The 14,669-nt window shown below is 72.6% G+C and carries 11 protein-coding genes; 3 read left to right on the top strand and 8 right to left on the bottom strand.

The features are described 5' to 3' along the window. Nucleotides 1–12 precede the first annotated feature (12 nt). The 6 genes from ACQEUR_RS05655 to pdhA all read right to left on the bottom strand — a co-directional run bounded on the left by ACQEUR_RS05655 (nt 13) and on the right by pdhA (nt 8,013). Nucleotides 13–552, bottom strand: a complete 540-nt coding sequence (locus ACQEUR_RS05655) for a DinB family protein (protein WP_433026407.1) — start codon at nt 550–552, stop codon at nt 13–15. A gap of 142 nt (nt 553–694) precedes the next feature. Further along, on the bottom strand, nt 695–3,658 hold the full coding sequence (locus tag ACQEUR_RS05650; protein WP_433026404.1) for a hypothetical protein: 2,964 nt from the start codon (nt 3,656–3,658) through the stop codon (nt 695–697). Nucleotides 3,659–4,013: 355 nt separating this feature from the next. Beyond that, on the bottom strand, nt 4,014–4,151 hold the full coding sequence (locus ACQEUR_RS05645; protein ID WP_433026401.1) for a hypothetical protein: 138 nt from the start codon (nt 4,149–4,151) through the stop codon (nt 4,014–4,016). A 225-nt stretch (nt 4,152–4,376) separates the two neighbouring features. Next, nucleotides 4,377–5,843: a 2-oxo acid dehydrogenase subunit E2 gene (locus tag ACQEUR_RS05640; RefSeq protein WP_433026398.1), complete on the bottom strand. Its 1,467-nt coding sequence runs from the start codon at nt 5,841–5,843 to the stop codon at nt 4,377–4,379. Continuing rightward, nucleotides 5,840–6,829: an alpha-ketoacid dehydrogenase subunit beta gene (locus ACQEUR_RS05635; RefSeq protein ID WP_433026395.1), complete on the bottom strand. Its 990-nt coding sequence runs from the start codon at nt 6,827–6,829 to the stop codon at nt 5,840–5,842. Before ACQEUR_RS05635 ends, ACQEUR_RS05640 begins: the two co-directional genes overlap by 4 nt. Beyond that, nucleotides 6,829–8,013: a pyruvate dehydrogenase (acetyl-transferring) E1 component subunit alpha gene (gene pdhA, locus ACQEUR_RS05630; protein WP_433026392.1), complete on the bottom strand. Its 1,185-nt coding sequence runs from the start codon at nt 8,011–8,013 to the stop codon at nt 6,829–6,831. The genes ACQEUR_RS05635 and pdhA overlap by 1 nt, the downstream gene beginning before the upstream one ends. A gap of 418 nt (nt 8,014–8,431) precedes the next feature. On the opposite strand from pdhA, the gene ACQEUR_RS05625 reads away from it, so the two are divergent. Then, nucleotides 8,432–9,355 carry a hypothetical protein gene (locus tag ACQEUR_RS05625; RefSeq protein WP_433026389.1) on the top strand — a complete coding sequence of 308 codons (924 nt, stop codon included), beginning with the start codon at nt 8,432–8,434 and terminating at the stop codon, nt 9,353–9,355. A gap of 19 nt (nt 9,356–9,374) precedes the next feature. Here the strand turns inward: ACQEUR_RS05625 and ACQEUR_RS05620 are convergent, their stop codons facing one another. Both ACQEUR_RS05620 and ACQEUR_RS05615 read right to left on the bottom strand, forming a co-directional pair. Then, a complete protein-coding gene (locus tag ACQEUR_RS05620) occupies nt 9,375–10,361 on the bottom strand; it encodes a toll/interleukin-1 receptor domain-containing protein (protein WP_433026386.1) in 987 nt (328 codons plus the stop codon). Further along, nucleotides 10,336–11,808, bottom strand: coding sequence for a vWA domain-containing protein (locus ACQEUR_RS05615; protein ID WP_433026383.1), 1,473 nt, complete (start codon nt 11,806–11,808; stop codon nt 10,336–10,338). Before ACQEUR_RS05615 ends, ACQEUR_RS05620 begins: the two co-directional genes overlap by 26 nt. Before the next feature lie 503 nt (nt 11,809–12,311). On the opposite strand from ACQEUR_RS05615, the gene ACQEUR_RS05610 reads away from it, so the two are divergent. Then, nucleotides 12,312–13,841: a M28 family metallopeptidase gene (locus tag ACQEUR_RS05610; RefSeq protein ID WP_433026380.1), complete on the top strand. Its 1,530-nt coding sequence runs from the start codon at nt 12,312–12,314 to the stop codon at nt 13,839–13,841. 153 nt (nt 13,842–13,994) lie between these two features. Further along, entirely contained in the window at nt 13,995–14,609 is a 615-nt protein-coding gene (locus ACQEUR_RS05605; protein WP_433026377.1) for a Uma2 family endonuclease, read from the top strand. Nucleotides 14,610–14,669: the final 60 nt, after the last annotated feature.

The following is a 14,669-nucleotide window of genomic DNA, read 5'->3' as shown; positions in this document are numbered from 1 at the left end:
CCCGCCGCCCGGCTACTCCCCGGTGAGCCCGTCCAGCGACTCCCGGATGAGGTCGGCATGGCCGTTGTGCCGGGCGTACTCCTCGATCATGTGGCACAGGATCCAGCGCAGGCTCGGTGCCCGACCGTCCGGCCAGGGGCGCTGGGCCAGCCGTCCCAGGCCCCCGTCGGCCAGCGCCTCCGTGGTGAGGGAGCGGGACCGGGCCACGGTCTCCTGCCACCGCGTACGAAGTTGTTCGGGGCTGTCCTCGGCGGCCGAGTGCCAGTCCCAGTCGGGATCGGCCTTCCAGTCCACCGTGTCCCACGGGGACCCCAGGCCCCGCCCGTGCAACCAGTGCGAAAACCACCAGTCCTCGACGTGGGCCAGGTGCTTGAGCATCCCGCCCAGGGTCATCGACGAGGCGGCGACCGTCGCGGTCAGGCCGGCCTCGTCCAGCCCCGCGCACTTCCAGGCCAGGGTCGCGCGCTGGTAGTCCAGGAAGCCCAGCAGAGTGGCGGACTCGTCGCCCGTTAGCGGAGGCTCCGGGCGTCCCTGCTCGTCCAGTTGGGTCATGGGCGGCGAGCTTACCCGCCGGACCGGCGGGCCGGGGCGGTCGCGGTACCCGCCATCGCGGGTACCGGACGGCGCAGCGCCGGCCGGACCGGTGAACGGTCCGACCGGCGCTCGCGGATGCCGGTTGTGCTGGCCGGTACGGCTACCCCGCGGTGGCCTGCTGGAGGCAGAGCACCTGCCGCCTGCCCTCCGCGTTGGAGATGACGACGGTGGGCAGCGTCGGGTCGGCACACTGCTGCGCGTCGTCGACCTTGGAGACCACCTTGAACGCGTCCTGTGCGGCGCAGTCCGCGGCGACCGGCTTGCCGCCATCCTCCTTGACGCACTCGCCCACGGCCGGGTTGAACGGCGGCGGGGAGTCCCCACCGGTCCTGCCGAGCAGCCAGAGGGTGCCGAGCGGGATCGCCAGCAGCAGTACGGCGGCGGTCAGCACCAGGAGCAGCACCCTGCCGTTGCGTACCTGCGGGATCGGCGGCTCGGCCGGCTCGGCCGGTTTGGCCTCCTCGCGCGGCTCCGGCTTGAACGAGTCGAACCGGCCCTGCTCGGCCTTGTCCGGCGTGCCCCAGTCCGGGCTGGACTGCGGTGCCGACCCGTACGTCTGCCCGGAACCGGACTGCTGCTGCCCCGGACCCGACTGCTGGCCCGGACCCGACTGCTGGCCCACCCCGGGCGGGCCGTAGGAGGCCGGTGAACCGTAGGAGCCCGGCACGCCGTAGCCGGGCGCGTTGCCGGAGGCGGGTACCACCGGGGCGAAGTCCGCCTGGCCGGAGCCACCGAACCGTCCGCCGTCCGCGCCGCCGGGGGCATTCGGCGGCGAACTCGCCGGGGCCTGTCCGGGGCCGAGTAGGTCGGCGAAGGGCGCCGGCCCGGCTCCGGGGCGCTGGCCCGGCGGCTGTGCGCCGGGTGCCTCCGGGGTCGGCGCGCCCACCCGTGCGGTACCGGGGGCGAGTGCCCCGAACCGGTCTTCGGGCGTCTCCGGGAACCGGTCCGAAGGTCCGCCGGGGAACCGGTCCGAAGGTCCGCCGGGGAACCCGTCCGAAGGTCCGGGGAACCGCTCCGAGGGTCCGCCGGGGAGCCGCTCCGGTGGCGGCGCGTCAGCGAACCGGTTCGGGTTCGCGTCCGGGAACCGGTTCGGCGGAGCATCGCCGAAGCGGTCGCCGGGGCCGTCTCCGGGCCTCTCCCCGAAGCGGTCGCCGGGGCCGTCATCCGGCCTCTCGCCCGGCCTGTCCGCGAACCGGTCGCCGGGGACGTCGCCGAAGCGGTCTGGGGCGCGGTCGGGGCCGCCCTGTGCCGGCGGAGCGCCGTAGACGCCGCCCCGCCCGGCGGCCTCGCCGTCCGGCCGCTCCTGGTCCCGGCCCGGCTCGGCCGGCCCCGCCTGGCCCGGCGCGTCCGGGTCGGCCGGCCGGCCGTAGACGCGTGGCCGGGGCACCGGCATCGCGGACGGCCGCATGGCATGGTCGGTCGGGGGCATGACCCGGCTCGCCAACGGCACGGAGGCGCTTCCCGCGACGGCCCGACCGGTGGCCGGCCGCTCACGGTCGGCGGACTGCTCCTGCTGGTCCGACCCGGGCACCGAGACCCGGGCGGCGGCCGCGGCGTCGCCCGGTACCCGTGGCTGCGGGACGACCGGTGCGCCCGGAGCGGCCTGCGGCCCCGGGTCCGGCGCGAAGCCGGGCGGAGCCCAGCCGGCCGGTTCCCGGGACGGCTGGCCGTAGCCGGCGGGGGACCGCTGGTCGGTGCCGGCACCCGGTGGCAGGTCACCGCCGGGCTGGAACCCGCCCCGGGCCGGATAGCCGGCCTGCCCGGGTGCCTCCGGCGGCTGCGGATAGCCGCTGGGAGCGGGGTAGTCGCCCGGCGGCTGGTAACCGGCGGGCGGTGCGGCGGCCAGGCTGGCGCCCGGAACGCGGGTCTCCTGCGGCGGCAGCGGCACCGGGTTGCCGGCGGAGATGCCGGGCGCGGAGGTCGGCCGGTAGGGCGGGCCGTCCGGCTCGCGCCGGTCGAACTCCTGGCGCGGCGGCTCGAAGGCACCACCCGCGCCGCCGGCTCCGTTCGATCCGCCCGCGCCGGAACCGTCCCCGGGGAACCCGCCCCGGTCGTACGGGTCGGCACCGAACCGGTCGTCGGCGCGGCGCGGCAGTTCGTCGCCGCGCGACTCAGCCGGGCCGGCGGAATCCGTTCCGGCGGAGCCCTGCGGCCCGGCGTCGGGCCAACCGCCCGGCGGCGCCCAGGCCGCGGGCTGGGCCGTCGCCCGCGCGGCGGCGGCCGGGCCGGAGCCACCGGGCTCGGGATACTCGGCCGGCTGCGGGGCCTGCGGGGGCGCGGATTCCGAGCGGGGCGCCGGAGGACTCCAGGTCTCGTTCGCCGCCCACGGTTCGGCGACCGCCGCGGCGGCCCGGCCGGGGGCCGGCTGCCCTGGACCGTCGCCCGGCTGGCCGGAACCGTCCGGTCCCGCCTCGGTGCGGCGCGGGCCGTCGGCCGGCGGGTACGGGCCACCGGGGGGCGGTGGCGGGTAGCCGGGGCCGCCGGCGGACTGGACCGGGTACGACGCGGGGGTCGGCGGGGGGTACGGCGCCGTGCCGTTGGCCGGGGGCTGGCCGGCGCCGGCCCAGCGCGGAGGTCCGGCGGGGGCGGCGCCCCAGTCGGACGAGGCACCCGGCCCGTCGACGGGCGCGGTGCCCGGTCCGGTTGGCACGCCCGGTCCCGGTGGCGTGGCCCGGCCGGTCGGGGCGGCCGGTGGTGGACCCCAGGCGGGCTCGGGTTGCGGGCGCTGGGGGGCTCCGTCGCCGCCCGGTCCGCCCCAACCCGAGGGGCTGGCCCCGGCACCGGGCTCGTCCCAGCCGGGCGGAGCGGACTGTCCGGCACCCGGACCGCCCTGCGGGCCGTCCCAGGCGCCGGCCGCGTTCGCCCGGCCGGCCGGGGGCGGGGGCGCCCAGCCGAAGTCGGTGGGCGGCGCGCCGCCCTGCGGCGGGAACCGGTCGCTCTCGCCCTGCGGCGGGAACCGATCGTCGCCGTATGGTGCATGACTGCCGTACGGGGCAGGGCCTGCGGCGCCCGGCGCAGCCTCGTCCGGCCGTCGGCCGGGGTGCTGCGGATCCTCGGACGTCATGCGGTTGCCTCCTCCATCACATGTCGGCCGCACCGGTCTCCCGCCATACCTCCGGCTGACGGCCGGCGACACCGGCGCGGGAACCGGCTGAGCAAGCTCCCCGCACCGTAGCCGGTCTGGACCGGTGCCGCTCGGGCAGCGCCGGTCGTCGGGTCCGGTTCAGCCGAGGTTCGCCGAACGGTCGCATCTGTTCGGGCATCTCGGGCAATCGGACGGGCGACGACCGAGCCCCACCGTACCGGGCGGTGCGGTGGGGACGGAATCCCGGTGGGCGGCGGGGTTGAACGGCCGAAGACCCGTACCGGCCGGGCCGGTACGGGTCTTCGGTGGTGCGGAGGTGAGGAGTCTGCTCAGCTCAGCCGTAGTAGCGCTGCGCGGCGATCAGGATCTCGTCGCGGACCGCCGGCGAGTTGGCCGAACGCAGTGCGCGCTGGATGGCCCGGGCCCGACGGGCGTCGCTGCGGCGGTTGCGGAATCGGTTGATCATGCTCATGGTGTGCGCCCCCTGGCTATTCGGTTGTCGTCCCGTCTGATGTGTCCATTCAACCTCATCAGACCGAGGATTGCCATCGATTATTAGGTGAGGTGGACCACGTGCCTAATAATCTTAGGTGACAGCGAGGTGTGAGCGACGGTTCTTCGTCACCTGACGGACGCGGCCGGTGTGCCGGGTCGTAACCCGGAGCACACCGGCCGCGTCGTGCCGGACGGCGGAGCGTCAGGTCCAGGCCAGCAGGGCCGCCTCCGGATCGGTGAGGAACACCCCGACGTCCCGCAGGAACTTCGAGCCCAGCTCGCCGTCGATGATGCGGTGGTCGAAGGAGAGACCCAGCGTGGTCACCTGGCGAACCCTGACCTTGCCCTTGTGCACCCAGGGCATCTCCTTGACCGCGCCGAGGGCGAGGATCGCCGACTCACCCGGCGGCAGGATCGGGGTGCCCGTGTCGACCCCGAAGACCCCGACGTTGGTGATGGTCAGCGTGCCGCCGGACATGTCCGCCGGCGTCGTACGCCCCGCCTTCGCCGTCTGGACCAGGTCGGTCAGCGCGTCCGCCAGCTCGCGCAGCGACAACCGACCCGCGTCCTTGATGTTCGGCACGATCAGGCCCCGCTCGGTGGCCGCCGCGATGCCCAGGTTGACGTACTCCTTGACGACGATCTCCTCGCCGGCCCAGGTCGAGTTGACCATGGGATGCCGCTGGACGGCGAGCAGCACCGCCTTCGCGACCAGCAGCAGCGGGGAGACCCGGGCGTCCCGCCACTCCGGCCGCTGCCGCAGCCGGTCGAGCGCCTTCATCGACCGCGTCACGTCCACCGTGAGGAACTCGGTCACGTGCGGCGCGCTGAACGCCGAGGAGACCATGTTCTGCGCCGTCAGCTTCCGGACGCCCTTGACCGGAATCCGCCGCTCGCGATCCGGCCCGAAGGCCGGCGCCGAGCTGAGCGCCGCCCGGACCGCCGGCTCGGCCGCCGCCGTGCCCCCGCTCGCCGCCAGCTGTACGTCGTCCCGGGTGATCGACCCGAGCGGGCCGGACCCGGTGACCGTACGCAGGTCGACGCCGAGATCCTTGGCGAGCTTGCGTACCGGCGGCTTCGCCAGCACCAGTCCATTCGCCCCGTTCACGGCCGGCGCCGCGACCCCGGCCACCGGCTGCGCCGGCACCGCCGCGCGGACCGGCTCCGGCGCCGGGCGTACCGGCTCGGGCGTGGCAGCCGGCGCGTCAGCGGCGGAGGTGCCCGCCGCCGGCGCGGTGCTCTTGCGGGGCCGCCGCTTGGCCGCGCCGGTCTTCGGACCGTAACCGACCAGCACCGCCGTCCGGCCGCCCGGCGCGGGACCACCGATCAGGCCGGGCTCGATCGCGCCCTCCGGGGGCGCCAGCTCGACCGCGGCCAGCGACGCCGCCGAGGGCACCGGCAGGTCGCCGGCCCCCGGATCGGTGTCGACGGCGAAGATCGGCGTACCGACGTCGACCACGGTGCCCTCCGGGTGGAAGATCGCGGTCACCTGGCCGGCCCACTTCGCCGGGATCTCGACCGCCGCCTTCGCCGTCTCCACCTCGACGATCGGCTGGTTGAGCTCGACGGTGTCGCCGACCTCGACGAGCCACTTGAGGATCTCGCCCTCGGTCAGTCCCTCGCCGAGGTCGGGCAGGGGGAACTCCCTGACTCGCGACATGCCGCTCACCACCCGAAGGTGCGGTCGACGCCGTCGAGCACCCGGTCGAGGTTGGGCAGGTAGTCCTCTTCCAGCCGGGCGGCCGGGTAGGGCGTGTCGAAGCCGGTGACCCGCAGCACGGGGGACTCCAGGGAGTAGAAGCACTCCTCGGTGATCCGGGCCGCGATCTCGGCGCCGAGGCCGAGGTTGTTCGGCGCCTCGTGCACCACCACGCAGCGGCCGGTGCGCCGGACCGACTCGTACGCCGCCGCCAGGTCGAGCGGGGAGAGCGTACGCAGGTCGATCACCTCAAGCTGCCGACCGTCCTCCTCGGCCGCGGCCGCCGCCTCCATGGCGGTACGCACCATCGGCCCGTACGCCAGCAGCGTGGCGTCCCGGCCGGGCCGGACCACCCGGGCGGAGTGCAGCGGGTACGCCGCGTCCAGGGGCGCCTCCAGATCCACCTCGCCCTTCTCGTGGTAGCGCCGCTTCGGCTCGAAGAAGACGATCGGGTCGTCGGAGGCGACCGCCTGCTGGATCATCGTGTACGCGTCCTGCGGCGAGCTGCACGCCACCACCTTCAGCCCGGCGGTGTGCGCGAAGTACGCCTCCGGGGACTCGGAGTGGTGCTCCACCGCCCCGATGCCGCCGCCGAACGGGATCCGGATGACGATCGGCATCCGGACCCGCCCCTGCGAGCGGTAGTGCATCTTCGCCACCTGCGACACGATCTGGTCGTACGCCGGGTAGACGAACCCGTCGAACTGGATCTCGCAGATCGGCCGGTAGCCGCGGATGGCGAGGCCGACCGCGGTGCCGATGATGCCGGACTCGGCGAGCGGGGTGTCGATCACCCGGTTCTCGCCGAAGTCCTTCTGGAGGCCGTCGGTGATCCGGAAGACGCCGCCGAGCTTGCCGACGTCCTCGCCCATGATGATGACCTTGGGGTCCTGCTCCAGCGCGCGCCGCAGGCCGCGGTTGAGTGCCTTGCCCAGGGTGAGGGTCTCGGTGGCCATCAGTGCGCGCTCCCCTCGAACGAGTCCAGGTACCGGGCCAGCTGCTCCCGCTGGGCGTCCAACTCAGGGGAACCGTTCGGGAAGACGTGGTCGAACATGGTCAACGGCTGGGGATCGGGCATCTCCAGCACCCGCTCGCGCAGCCGCAGTGCCGTCTGCCGGGCCTCCTCGTCGACCTCGGCGAAGAACGCGTCGTCGCCGATGCCCTGCTTCGCCAGGAACGTCCGGACCCGGGCGATCGGGTCCTTGGCCTGCCACGCCTCGACCTCGCTGGCGATCCGGTAGCGGGTCGGGTCGTCGGTGGTGGTGTGCGCGCCCATCCGGTAGGTGAACGCCTCCACCAGGGTCGGGCCCTGGCCGTGCCGGGCGTGGTCCAGTGCCGCCCGGGTCACCGCGTACGTGGCCAGCACGTCGTTGCCGTCCACCCGTACGCCGGGGAAGCCGAATCCGGCGGCCCGCTGGTAGAGCGGGATCCGGGTCTGCCGCTCCAGCGGCTCGGAGATCGCGTACTGGTTGTTCTGGCAGAAGAAGACGATCGGGGAGTTCAGCACGCTGGACCAGATGAAGGCCTCGTTCACGTCGCCCTGGGAGGAGGCACCGTCACCGAAGTAGGCGATCACGGCCTCGCCGTCATCGGCGCCGGTCCGGCCGTCCATGGTGATGCCCATGGCGTACCCGGTGGCGTGCAGGGTCTGCGCCCCGATGACGATCGTGTACATGTTGAACTTGAACTCGTTCGGGTCCCAGCCGCCGAGGTCGACGCCCCGGAACAGCCCCAGGGGCATGATCGGGTCGATGCCCCGGCAGTAGAGCACGCCGTGCTCCCGGTAGGTCGGGAAGGCCATGTCCTGCGGTCGCAGCGCCCGGCCGGAGCCGACCTGCGCCGCCTCCTGGCCGAGCAGGCTGGCCCAGATGCCCAGCTCGCCCTGCCGCTGCAGCGCGGTCGCCTCGCTGTCCAGCTTGCGGACCACGACGAGGTCGCGGTAGAGCCCGCGGTACTCCTCGTCGGTGAAGTCGACCTGGTACTCCGTACCGTCCGACCAGGTCACCTTGTCGATGCGCTCGCCGTCGGGGGTGAGTAGCTGCACGAGATCCGGGGTGCCCGCGGTCTGACCGCGAGCCCGTCCAGACCGGGGTGTGGCCCGCTTGCCGCGGGCCGTGCCCGCGGGATCGCCCTTCGCCATCCCTATCTCCTGTCGTGTGTGCGTCGGCAGCGGGGGTGTCCCGACCGCGCAGCTCGTAGCCCGTCCGGCTGCTGCCGGGCGGTGGTGGCTACCGCGCCTGACCCCGGTAGGGGCAGCCACGCGGCATGGACCAGGGTCCTTGGGGGCGAACCTGGTCCGCCGAGCGTCGGCTCCGAGCCGCGCCTACCGCGGGTGCGCGGAGGGTACGGCCGCGATGCCGTCGGCTCCATATTCGCAGAGCAGGTCAGCACACCTGTAGTTCGGTGGGGCTCGGATTTCGACGGGCGCCGGGTTCGCCACAACTATGGCGATTTGCTCTGGTACGTCGGCGAAGACACGACAAACTCCGGGGCCGACACGCTGTGTGACGCTGGCGAACTCAGGGTCACTACGACACTGTGAGGGACGAGAAGCAGCCGTGGTCGAGACGAGGTCCGCCCGGCCCCACCTGGCCGATCACGCCGACGACGAGGAGTTTCCCGTGCCCGAACACGGCGCCGACGACCGAGTCCCGTCGTTGCTCGCCCGGCACCGCCGGGCAGGCGGCACCCACCAGGTCCACCGCCGGGTGAAGGGGGTGCACCGGGCCGAGGGGCTCGCCGGCCCCACCCGGCGCTACCTGTTCACCGTCGCGCTGCTGGCCGGTACCTCGTCCCTGCCGATCCTCGCGGCGATCAGCACCGGTTCGGCGACCGTCAGCAGCGGGATGGCGCCGTCCGGCACCACCCCGTTCATCGCGCCGCCGCTGGGTGGTCCGCTGGTGCTCGTACCCCCGGCGCCGCCCGTGCGGCGCACGTCCGCCGGGGTGGGCGGGGTGCCGGGAAGCTGGCGGGCGCTGGCGCCCGTGCCGGGGCCCGGACCGGCCGGCACCGGACCGTCGGGTACGGAACCGGGCCGGCCCCCCTGGCCGGGCGGGCCGGGACCGGGCGGGCCGAGGCCGCCGCTCCCGCCGGCACCCGAGCCGACCGGCCCGCAGTTCCCGGCGCCCGAGCCGACGGACCCGGGCTGGCCACCGTCCCCGACACCGGATCCCACCGACCCGCCGGCACCGGAGCCGACCGACCCGCCCACCCCGGAGCCGAGCGAGCCGCCGACACCGGAGCCCAGCGACTCCTCCGGAGCCCCCGGGCCGACGGCGAGCTACACCTCGCCGGTGCCGGAGCCGACCGTGAGCACGGAGCCGACCGTGAGCACGGAGCCCACCGCACCGGAGCCCACCGCACCGGAGCCCACCGCACCGGAGCCGACGGTCAGTGCGACGGGTTCGGCGGACAGCGTGTCGCCCGCGGACCCGGCGGCGTTCGTGCGCAGGCCCGAGGCGCCGTCACCGGTCGTCTGGTAACGCCGCCGCCATCCGACGACTATGCCGACGGCCGCGCGAGGAACGCCAGGAACCGGCCCATGCTGGCCTGGTCGGTAAAGTCGGCCCGCATCTTGTCCGAGAGCAGCAGCGGCGTCGATCCCGAACCGGTCGAACCGTCCAGGCTCAGCGGGATCACCCGGCGCGACGTGTCGCCGCTGAACTCGCGGTACAGGATCGGTCCGTACTCGGCGCGGCACCATCCCGACGACACGAGGTTCGCACTCAGGCACACCACCACCGAGCGGCTCTGCTGCAAGCCCTCCTCGATCTTGGCCACGATGGGGTCGCCGAACGTGATCTGCTCATGGTCGATCCAGTACGGGATGTTGGCCTCGCGCAGCCTCGCCACGAGCTGCGCGACCGCCTCCTGGTCGGTCGCCGAGTGCGAGATGAAGGCGGCGAAGCGGTGCGGGTGGTCAACGCTCTCCGGCTCCTCCGGCAGGACGGGCTTGGTGCCGATCTCCTCGATGTGAACTCCGCGGACCAGCACCGAGGTGTTGTAGAACCGGACGACACCGCCGTACCCGGGAAAGGGCAGCCCGGGGACACTGCTCCTGAGCGTGTGCACCTCGTCGCCGACCATCACCTGGCCGACGATCTCGCCGGAGAAGAATTGCAGCGCCAGGTGGACCTCGTCGTTGGCGCCGAGGTCGACCGGCTTGCGTAGCCCGACGATCGAGGAGAGCTGCCCGTGTTTGAACGTGGCGATCCGCAGGGCGAACAGCTCAGGTGAGTCGGGCTCGGTCACGAAGTAGTACGCCACCAGCGACCGGTGTTCGTCGGCGCGGCAGACCAGCCCGGCAGCCTGGGTTCCGGACCGCCGCGCAAGCCGGATGCGCGCGGAGACACGACCGTTGAGGAACGGACCGATGCCGGTGTCGACCGCGTACGACAGCCCGTACGGGCCCTCACCGGGACCAGACCCGCTCATGGTCCGGCCGATCGCCGACCAGGTCCGCTCAGGAAAGACGCGCCAGTCGCTCATCGATATCCCGTTGGATCCCGCCGAACTCCTCCGCCAGGTCCGGATACTGCCGAAGCAGCGCCGGAATAGCCCGGCGGGCTCGTAGCAGAGCCTCCTTGGCCGACCAGTCGTCGCTGAGAGACCGCGAGTTCCACGCCATGTTGTTCTCTCCACGGAGGCGATGCTTCTTGCGGCCCAGCTCCAACAGCCCGTCCGCCCTCCCGTCCTCGCCGAGAGCGCGCAGCAGGCCGATCAGTTGCCCGACCGCGATCAGCGCATCGTTTTCGAGGATCTCCCGTTCGAGCCGGCGCCGCTCACGTGCCTGGCGGTCATCCATCTCGTCCCACGCGACGGTCCGGGCGCCGCCGAGCTTGCTCTGCAGCTCCTTCATCAACGTGGACTGGCTCTGCAGCATTTCGACCATGGTCGTCACCTCCCCGGCATCTATTTTCTCGATGATCTGCTCGTCGGCGACCGCCGCGACGTACTTCGACACGACAAGCGCGACGAATGGTTCCTCCGGGCTCGCCGCGAACTCGTCCAGCGTCCCGAGCCCGATGTCAACAACCGCCTCCCGTGCCTGCGCACCACCATCCAGAAGGGCCGCTCCGATGGTGATCCGGCCGTCCTCGACCTTTTCCGGGTTGACGCGCAGCCGTACGGCGAAGCACACCTGGTCGTTGGCCTTGACCGGCCGGAGCCGGTAGCGGCCGCCGATCTTCGGCAGATCGTTGAGCTCCTGCTGGATCGTGACGCCCGGTGGAAGGTTCACCTGCACGCTGGGTCGTTCGAGGAACACCGACAGCGCTCCGCTGAACTCCTCGCGGATGATCTCCTCGATCGCCGAATCGCCGATGTACCAGAACCGGCCGCCGGACTGCCGGGCGAGCGCGGCGAGCAGATCTTCCTGGAAGTCGTTCCCGATGCCGATGGTCGAGGTCGTGACGGACAGCTCGTCCAGTGCCCGCGCGGACTCCGCCCCGAGGACCGTCGGCTTCTGCTCGCCGAGGTTGGCATGGCCGTCGGACAGCAGTACGAGCCGGTTGATGTGGCCGGGCGAGGCGTAGGTCTGCAGTTCGAGCAGGCCCAGGTACCAGCCGTTGGAGAGGTTCGTCATCCCGCCGGGCTGAAGGGCCATTATGCGTTTCTTCACCTCGTCCGGCGGTGTCTGTGGGTTCACGACCGAGACGACCTCGTCGTCGAACGCGAGGACGGTGAGGTGGTCGGCCGGGTTGAGACTCTCCCAGATGCTGACGCAACTGCGCTTGGCCTGCTCCAGCTTGTCATTGGTAGCCATGGAGCTGCTGCGGTCGATGACGACACAGAGATTCAGCGCGTGCATCGCTGGCTGGTCACCGATACCCCGGCTGGTCGTCACCTCGACCACCAGGTCGAGGTCGGACGGGACATCGTTGCGGGCCGTCGGCCGCTCGGGAACCACGCGGAGATCGAGTTTGGCGGAACTCATGACGATCGACTCCTTATCCGATGGGGTGCCGGATCCGACGGGGTGCCTGCTCGATGGCCGGCTGGTTCGGTGGAGTGTTCTTTTGCGGAGTTGGTTGGTCCGGGCGCGTACGCGATGAGGCGCCGTAGGCCCCTGGCGCGCCTTCCCCTGCACCCTAGGCGGGTGCGATCGGATGCGATATCCCCGGCGGAACCGGCCGCTGTCCGAAGTCCGACCGCCACCAGCGCTTCCGGCAAGGATGGCTGTGGTGCCGCGGCTGGCGATCGGCTCTGATCAATTCTGTCGGCAGGGTTTCGGTCCACCGCGTCCACCGCGTCACCCAACCGCCTGCGCGGTGCCAATCGCCATCTGGCCGGATCCCGAGCACCACCTGCCTGGTGACCCCGGGACCCGAACGACGGGCCAGGGGGCTCATCTGGACGATTCACGAGCCAGTGACCCCTGGCTATGCTGACCTCCCTCGACAGGCCGGATAACCCGGCGTCGGCAGAGTAGGAGTCATCGTGGGTCAGACCAGCGGTAGATGGGGCCGAGGCCTGGTGGCCACGGCGCTCGTCGGAGCGCTCGTGGTGGTGGCGACCCCCTCGCCCGCCGAGGCCAGCTCGGGAAGCCTCGGCTCCTGGGCCGTGCGCAAGGCGGTCACGGCGAAGGGTGTCGTGCAGCATCTCAAGGAATTCCAGAAGATCGCCGACCGCAACGGGGGCAACCGCGCCTCCGGCGCGGAGGGTTACAACGAGTCGGTCGACTACGCGGAGAAGATCTTCCGCCGGGCCGGATACCGGGTCAGCCGCCAGTCGTTCGACTTCCAGACGTTCCTGATCAACACACCGTCCGAACTGGAGCGGGTGTCGGCCCCGGCCGGCGACCTGCCACACAGGATCATGAGCTACTCGGGCAGCGCGGACGTCACCGCACCGGGCAGCGTGCCGACCGGCGACTCCCAGGGCTGCGCCGCCGGCGACTTCGGACCGGCCAACGTCGACACCATCGTCGTGATCAGCCGGGGCACCTGCGCGTTCGGACAGAAGGCCAGCAACGCCGCCGCCGCGGGGGCGGCCGCCGTGGTCATCTACAACAACATCAGCGGGGACCTCTCCGGGACCCTGGGCAACACGTACACCCTGGACTTCGCCGCGGTGGGCGTCTCCCAGGAAATCGGCCAGGAACTCGTCGCGCAGGTCGCCGGCGGGCTCACCCTGCGGGTCTTCACCGACACCTTCCGCGGCACGGCCACCACCGAGAACATCTTCGCCGAGTCGCGCTGGGGCAACCCGGACAACGTGGTGATGGCGGGGGCGCACCTCGACTCGGTACCGGAGGGCCCGGGGATCAACGACAACGGCAGCGGCAGCGCCGCCCTGCTGGAGATCGCCGAGCAGATGCGGTGGCTGCCCACCCGCAACAAGGTCCGATTCGCGCTCTGGGGCGCCGAGGAGGCCAACCTGGTCGGCTCGACGCACTACATCGCCAACCTGCCGGCCGCCGAGCAGGACAGGATCGCGCTGTACCTGAACTTCGACATGGTGGGCTCGCCGAACTACGTCCGCTTCGTCTACGACGGCGACAACTCGGCCTTCCCCGTCGGCACCGGGTCGGCGGCCGGCCCGCCCGGCTCGGGCGCGATCGAGAAGCTGTTCCACGACTACTTCCGGTCCCAGCGGCTCGCCTCGGCGGAGACGCCGTTCTCCGGACGCAGCGACTACGGGCCGTTCATCGCGGCCGGCGTCGACATCCCGTCCGGCGGCCTCTTCACCGGAGCCGAGCTGGTCAAGACGCCCGAGGAGGCCGAGGTCTACGGCGGTACGGCGGGGCAGCCCTACGACCCCTGCTACCACCAGGCCTGCGACGACATCGACAACATCAGCACCAGGGCGATCGACGAGATGTCCGACGCGGTGGCGCACGCCATCGTCACGTACGCCTTTGACACCCGCAGCCTGACCCGGCCGCTGTCGGGGCCGACCCGCGGCACCACCGCGCCGGCCGGTGGCGGCGGCGGCCTGCACGACGACCACCACGAGGTCGAGATCTGAGTCAGCGCAACAGTACGGCGGGGCGGTCCATCGGGCCGCCCCCGCCGCCGTTTGCGTGATCTTGTCAGTGCTCACCGTTACGCTGGCGCCCGTGAACGCCCCACCCGTAGCCTTGACCTCGTGGCTTCCCCGACCGATCCCGGAGGTCGTCCGATGACCGCCGCCCCGATCGCCCTCGACCGGCCCGGCCCGCACGGCTACACCACGGCAGACCTGCACGCCCTGCCCGATGACGGCCGGCGCTACGAGCTGATTGACGGGAGCCTCATCGTGTCCCCCTCGGCCACGATCGACCACAACACCATCGCCCGCTGGATCGCCAACCTGCTGGAGGATTCGGTCCCCTCAGACGAATACGCGGTCGGCACCGACCAGTCCACCACCGTCGACGAGCACAACGAGCCCCGGCCGGACGTGGTGGTGACCCGGGCCGAGCACCTGCGCTGCACCCCGTTCCCGATCACCGACGCGCTCCTGGTCGTCGAGGTCGTCTCGCCGACCTCGGCGCTGCGGGACACCGAGACCAAGCGGGCCCTCTACGCCCGTGCCGGCGTGCCGGCGTACTGGATCGTGGTGCCGGAGGAGGACAAGCCGACGATCGCGCTCGCCGAGCTGGTGCTCGACCCGGGCGGCCGGCAGTACCGCTACGTCACCCACTACACGACCGAGCCGTTCGCGACCGACAGCCCGTGGCCGGTCCGGGTGGACCTGCCCGGCCTGACCGCGCGCCGGGCCCGGCTGCTCGGGCAGCCCGACGGCGAGCGCTGACCGGGCGGCGCTGACCGGGCGGCGTCCACTCGGCAGGTGTGCCCGGCCCCCGCGCGCGGG

Source organism: Plantactinospora sp. CA-290183 (genome assembly GCF_050936375.1).
GTDB lineage: Bacteria > Actinomycetota > Actinomycetes > Mycobacteriales > Micromonosporaceae > Plantactinospora.
The sequence above is the reverse complement of the archived record's forward strand: the minus strand, read 5'-3'. Positions and strand labels throughout refer to the sequence as shown.

Excerpts from the sequence above, each read along its gene's own strand:
- ACQEUR_RS05655 (WP_433026407.1), bottom strand. The coding sequence starts at position 552 with ATGACCCAACTGGACGAGCAGGGACGCCCGGAGCCTCCGCTAACGGGC.
- ACQEUR_RS05650 (WP_433026404.1), bottom strand. The coding sequence starts at position 3,658 with ATGACGTCCGAGGATCCGCAGCACCCCGGCCGACGGCCGGACGAGGCT.
- ACQEUR_RS05645 (WP_433026401.1), bottom strand. The coding sequence starts at position 4,151 with ATGAGCATGATCAACCGATTCCGCAACCGCCGCAGCGACGCCCGTCGG.
- ACQEUR_RS05635 (WP_433026395.1), bottom strand. The coding sequence starts at position 6,829 with ATGGCCACCGAGACCCTCACCCTGGGCAAGGCACTCAACCGCGGCCTG.
- pdhA (WP_433026392.1), bottom strand. The coding sequence starts at position 8,013 with ATGGCGAAGGGCGATCCCGCGGGCACGGCCCGCGGCAAGCGGGCCACA.
- ACQEUR_RS05620 (WP_433026386.1), bottom strand. The coding sequence starts at position 10,361 with ATGAGCGACTGGCGCGTCTTTCCTGAGCGGACCTGGTCGGCGATCGGC.
- ACQEUR_RS05615 (WP_433026383.1), bottom strand. The coding sequence starts at position 11,808 with ATGAGTTCCGCCAAACTCGATCTCCGCGTGGTTCCCGAGCGGCCGACG.
- ACQEUR_RS05605 (WP_433026377.1), top strand. The coding sequence starts at position 13,995 with ATGACCGCCGCCCCGATCGCCCTCGACCGGCCCGGCCCGCACGGCTAC.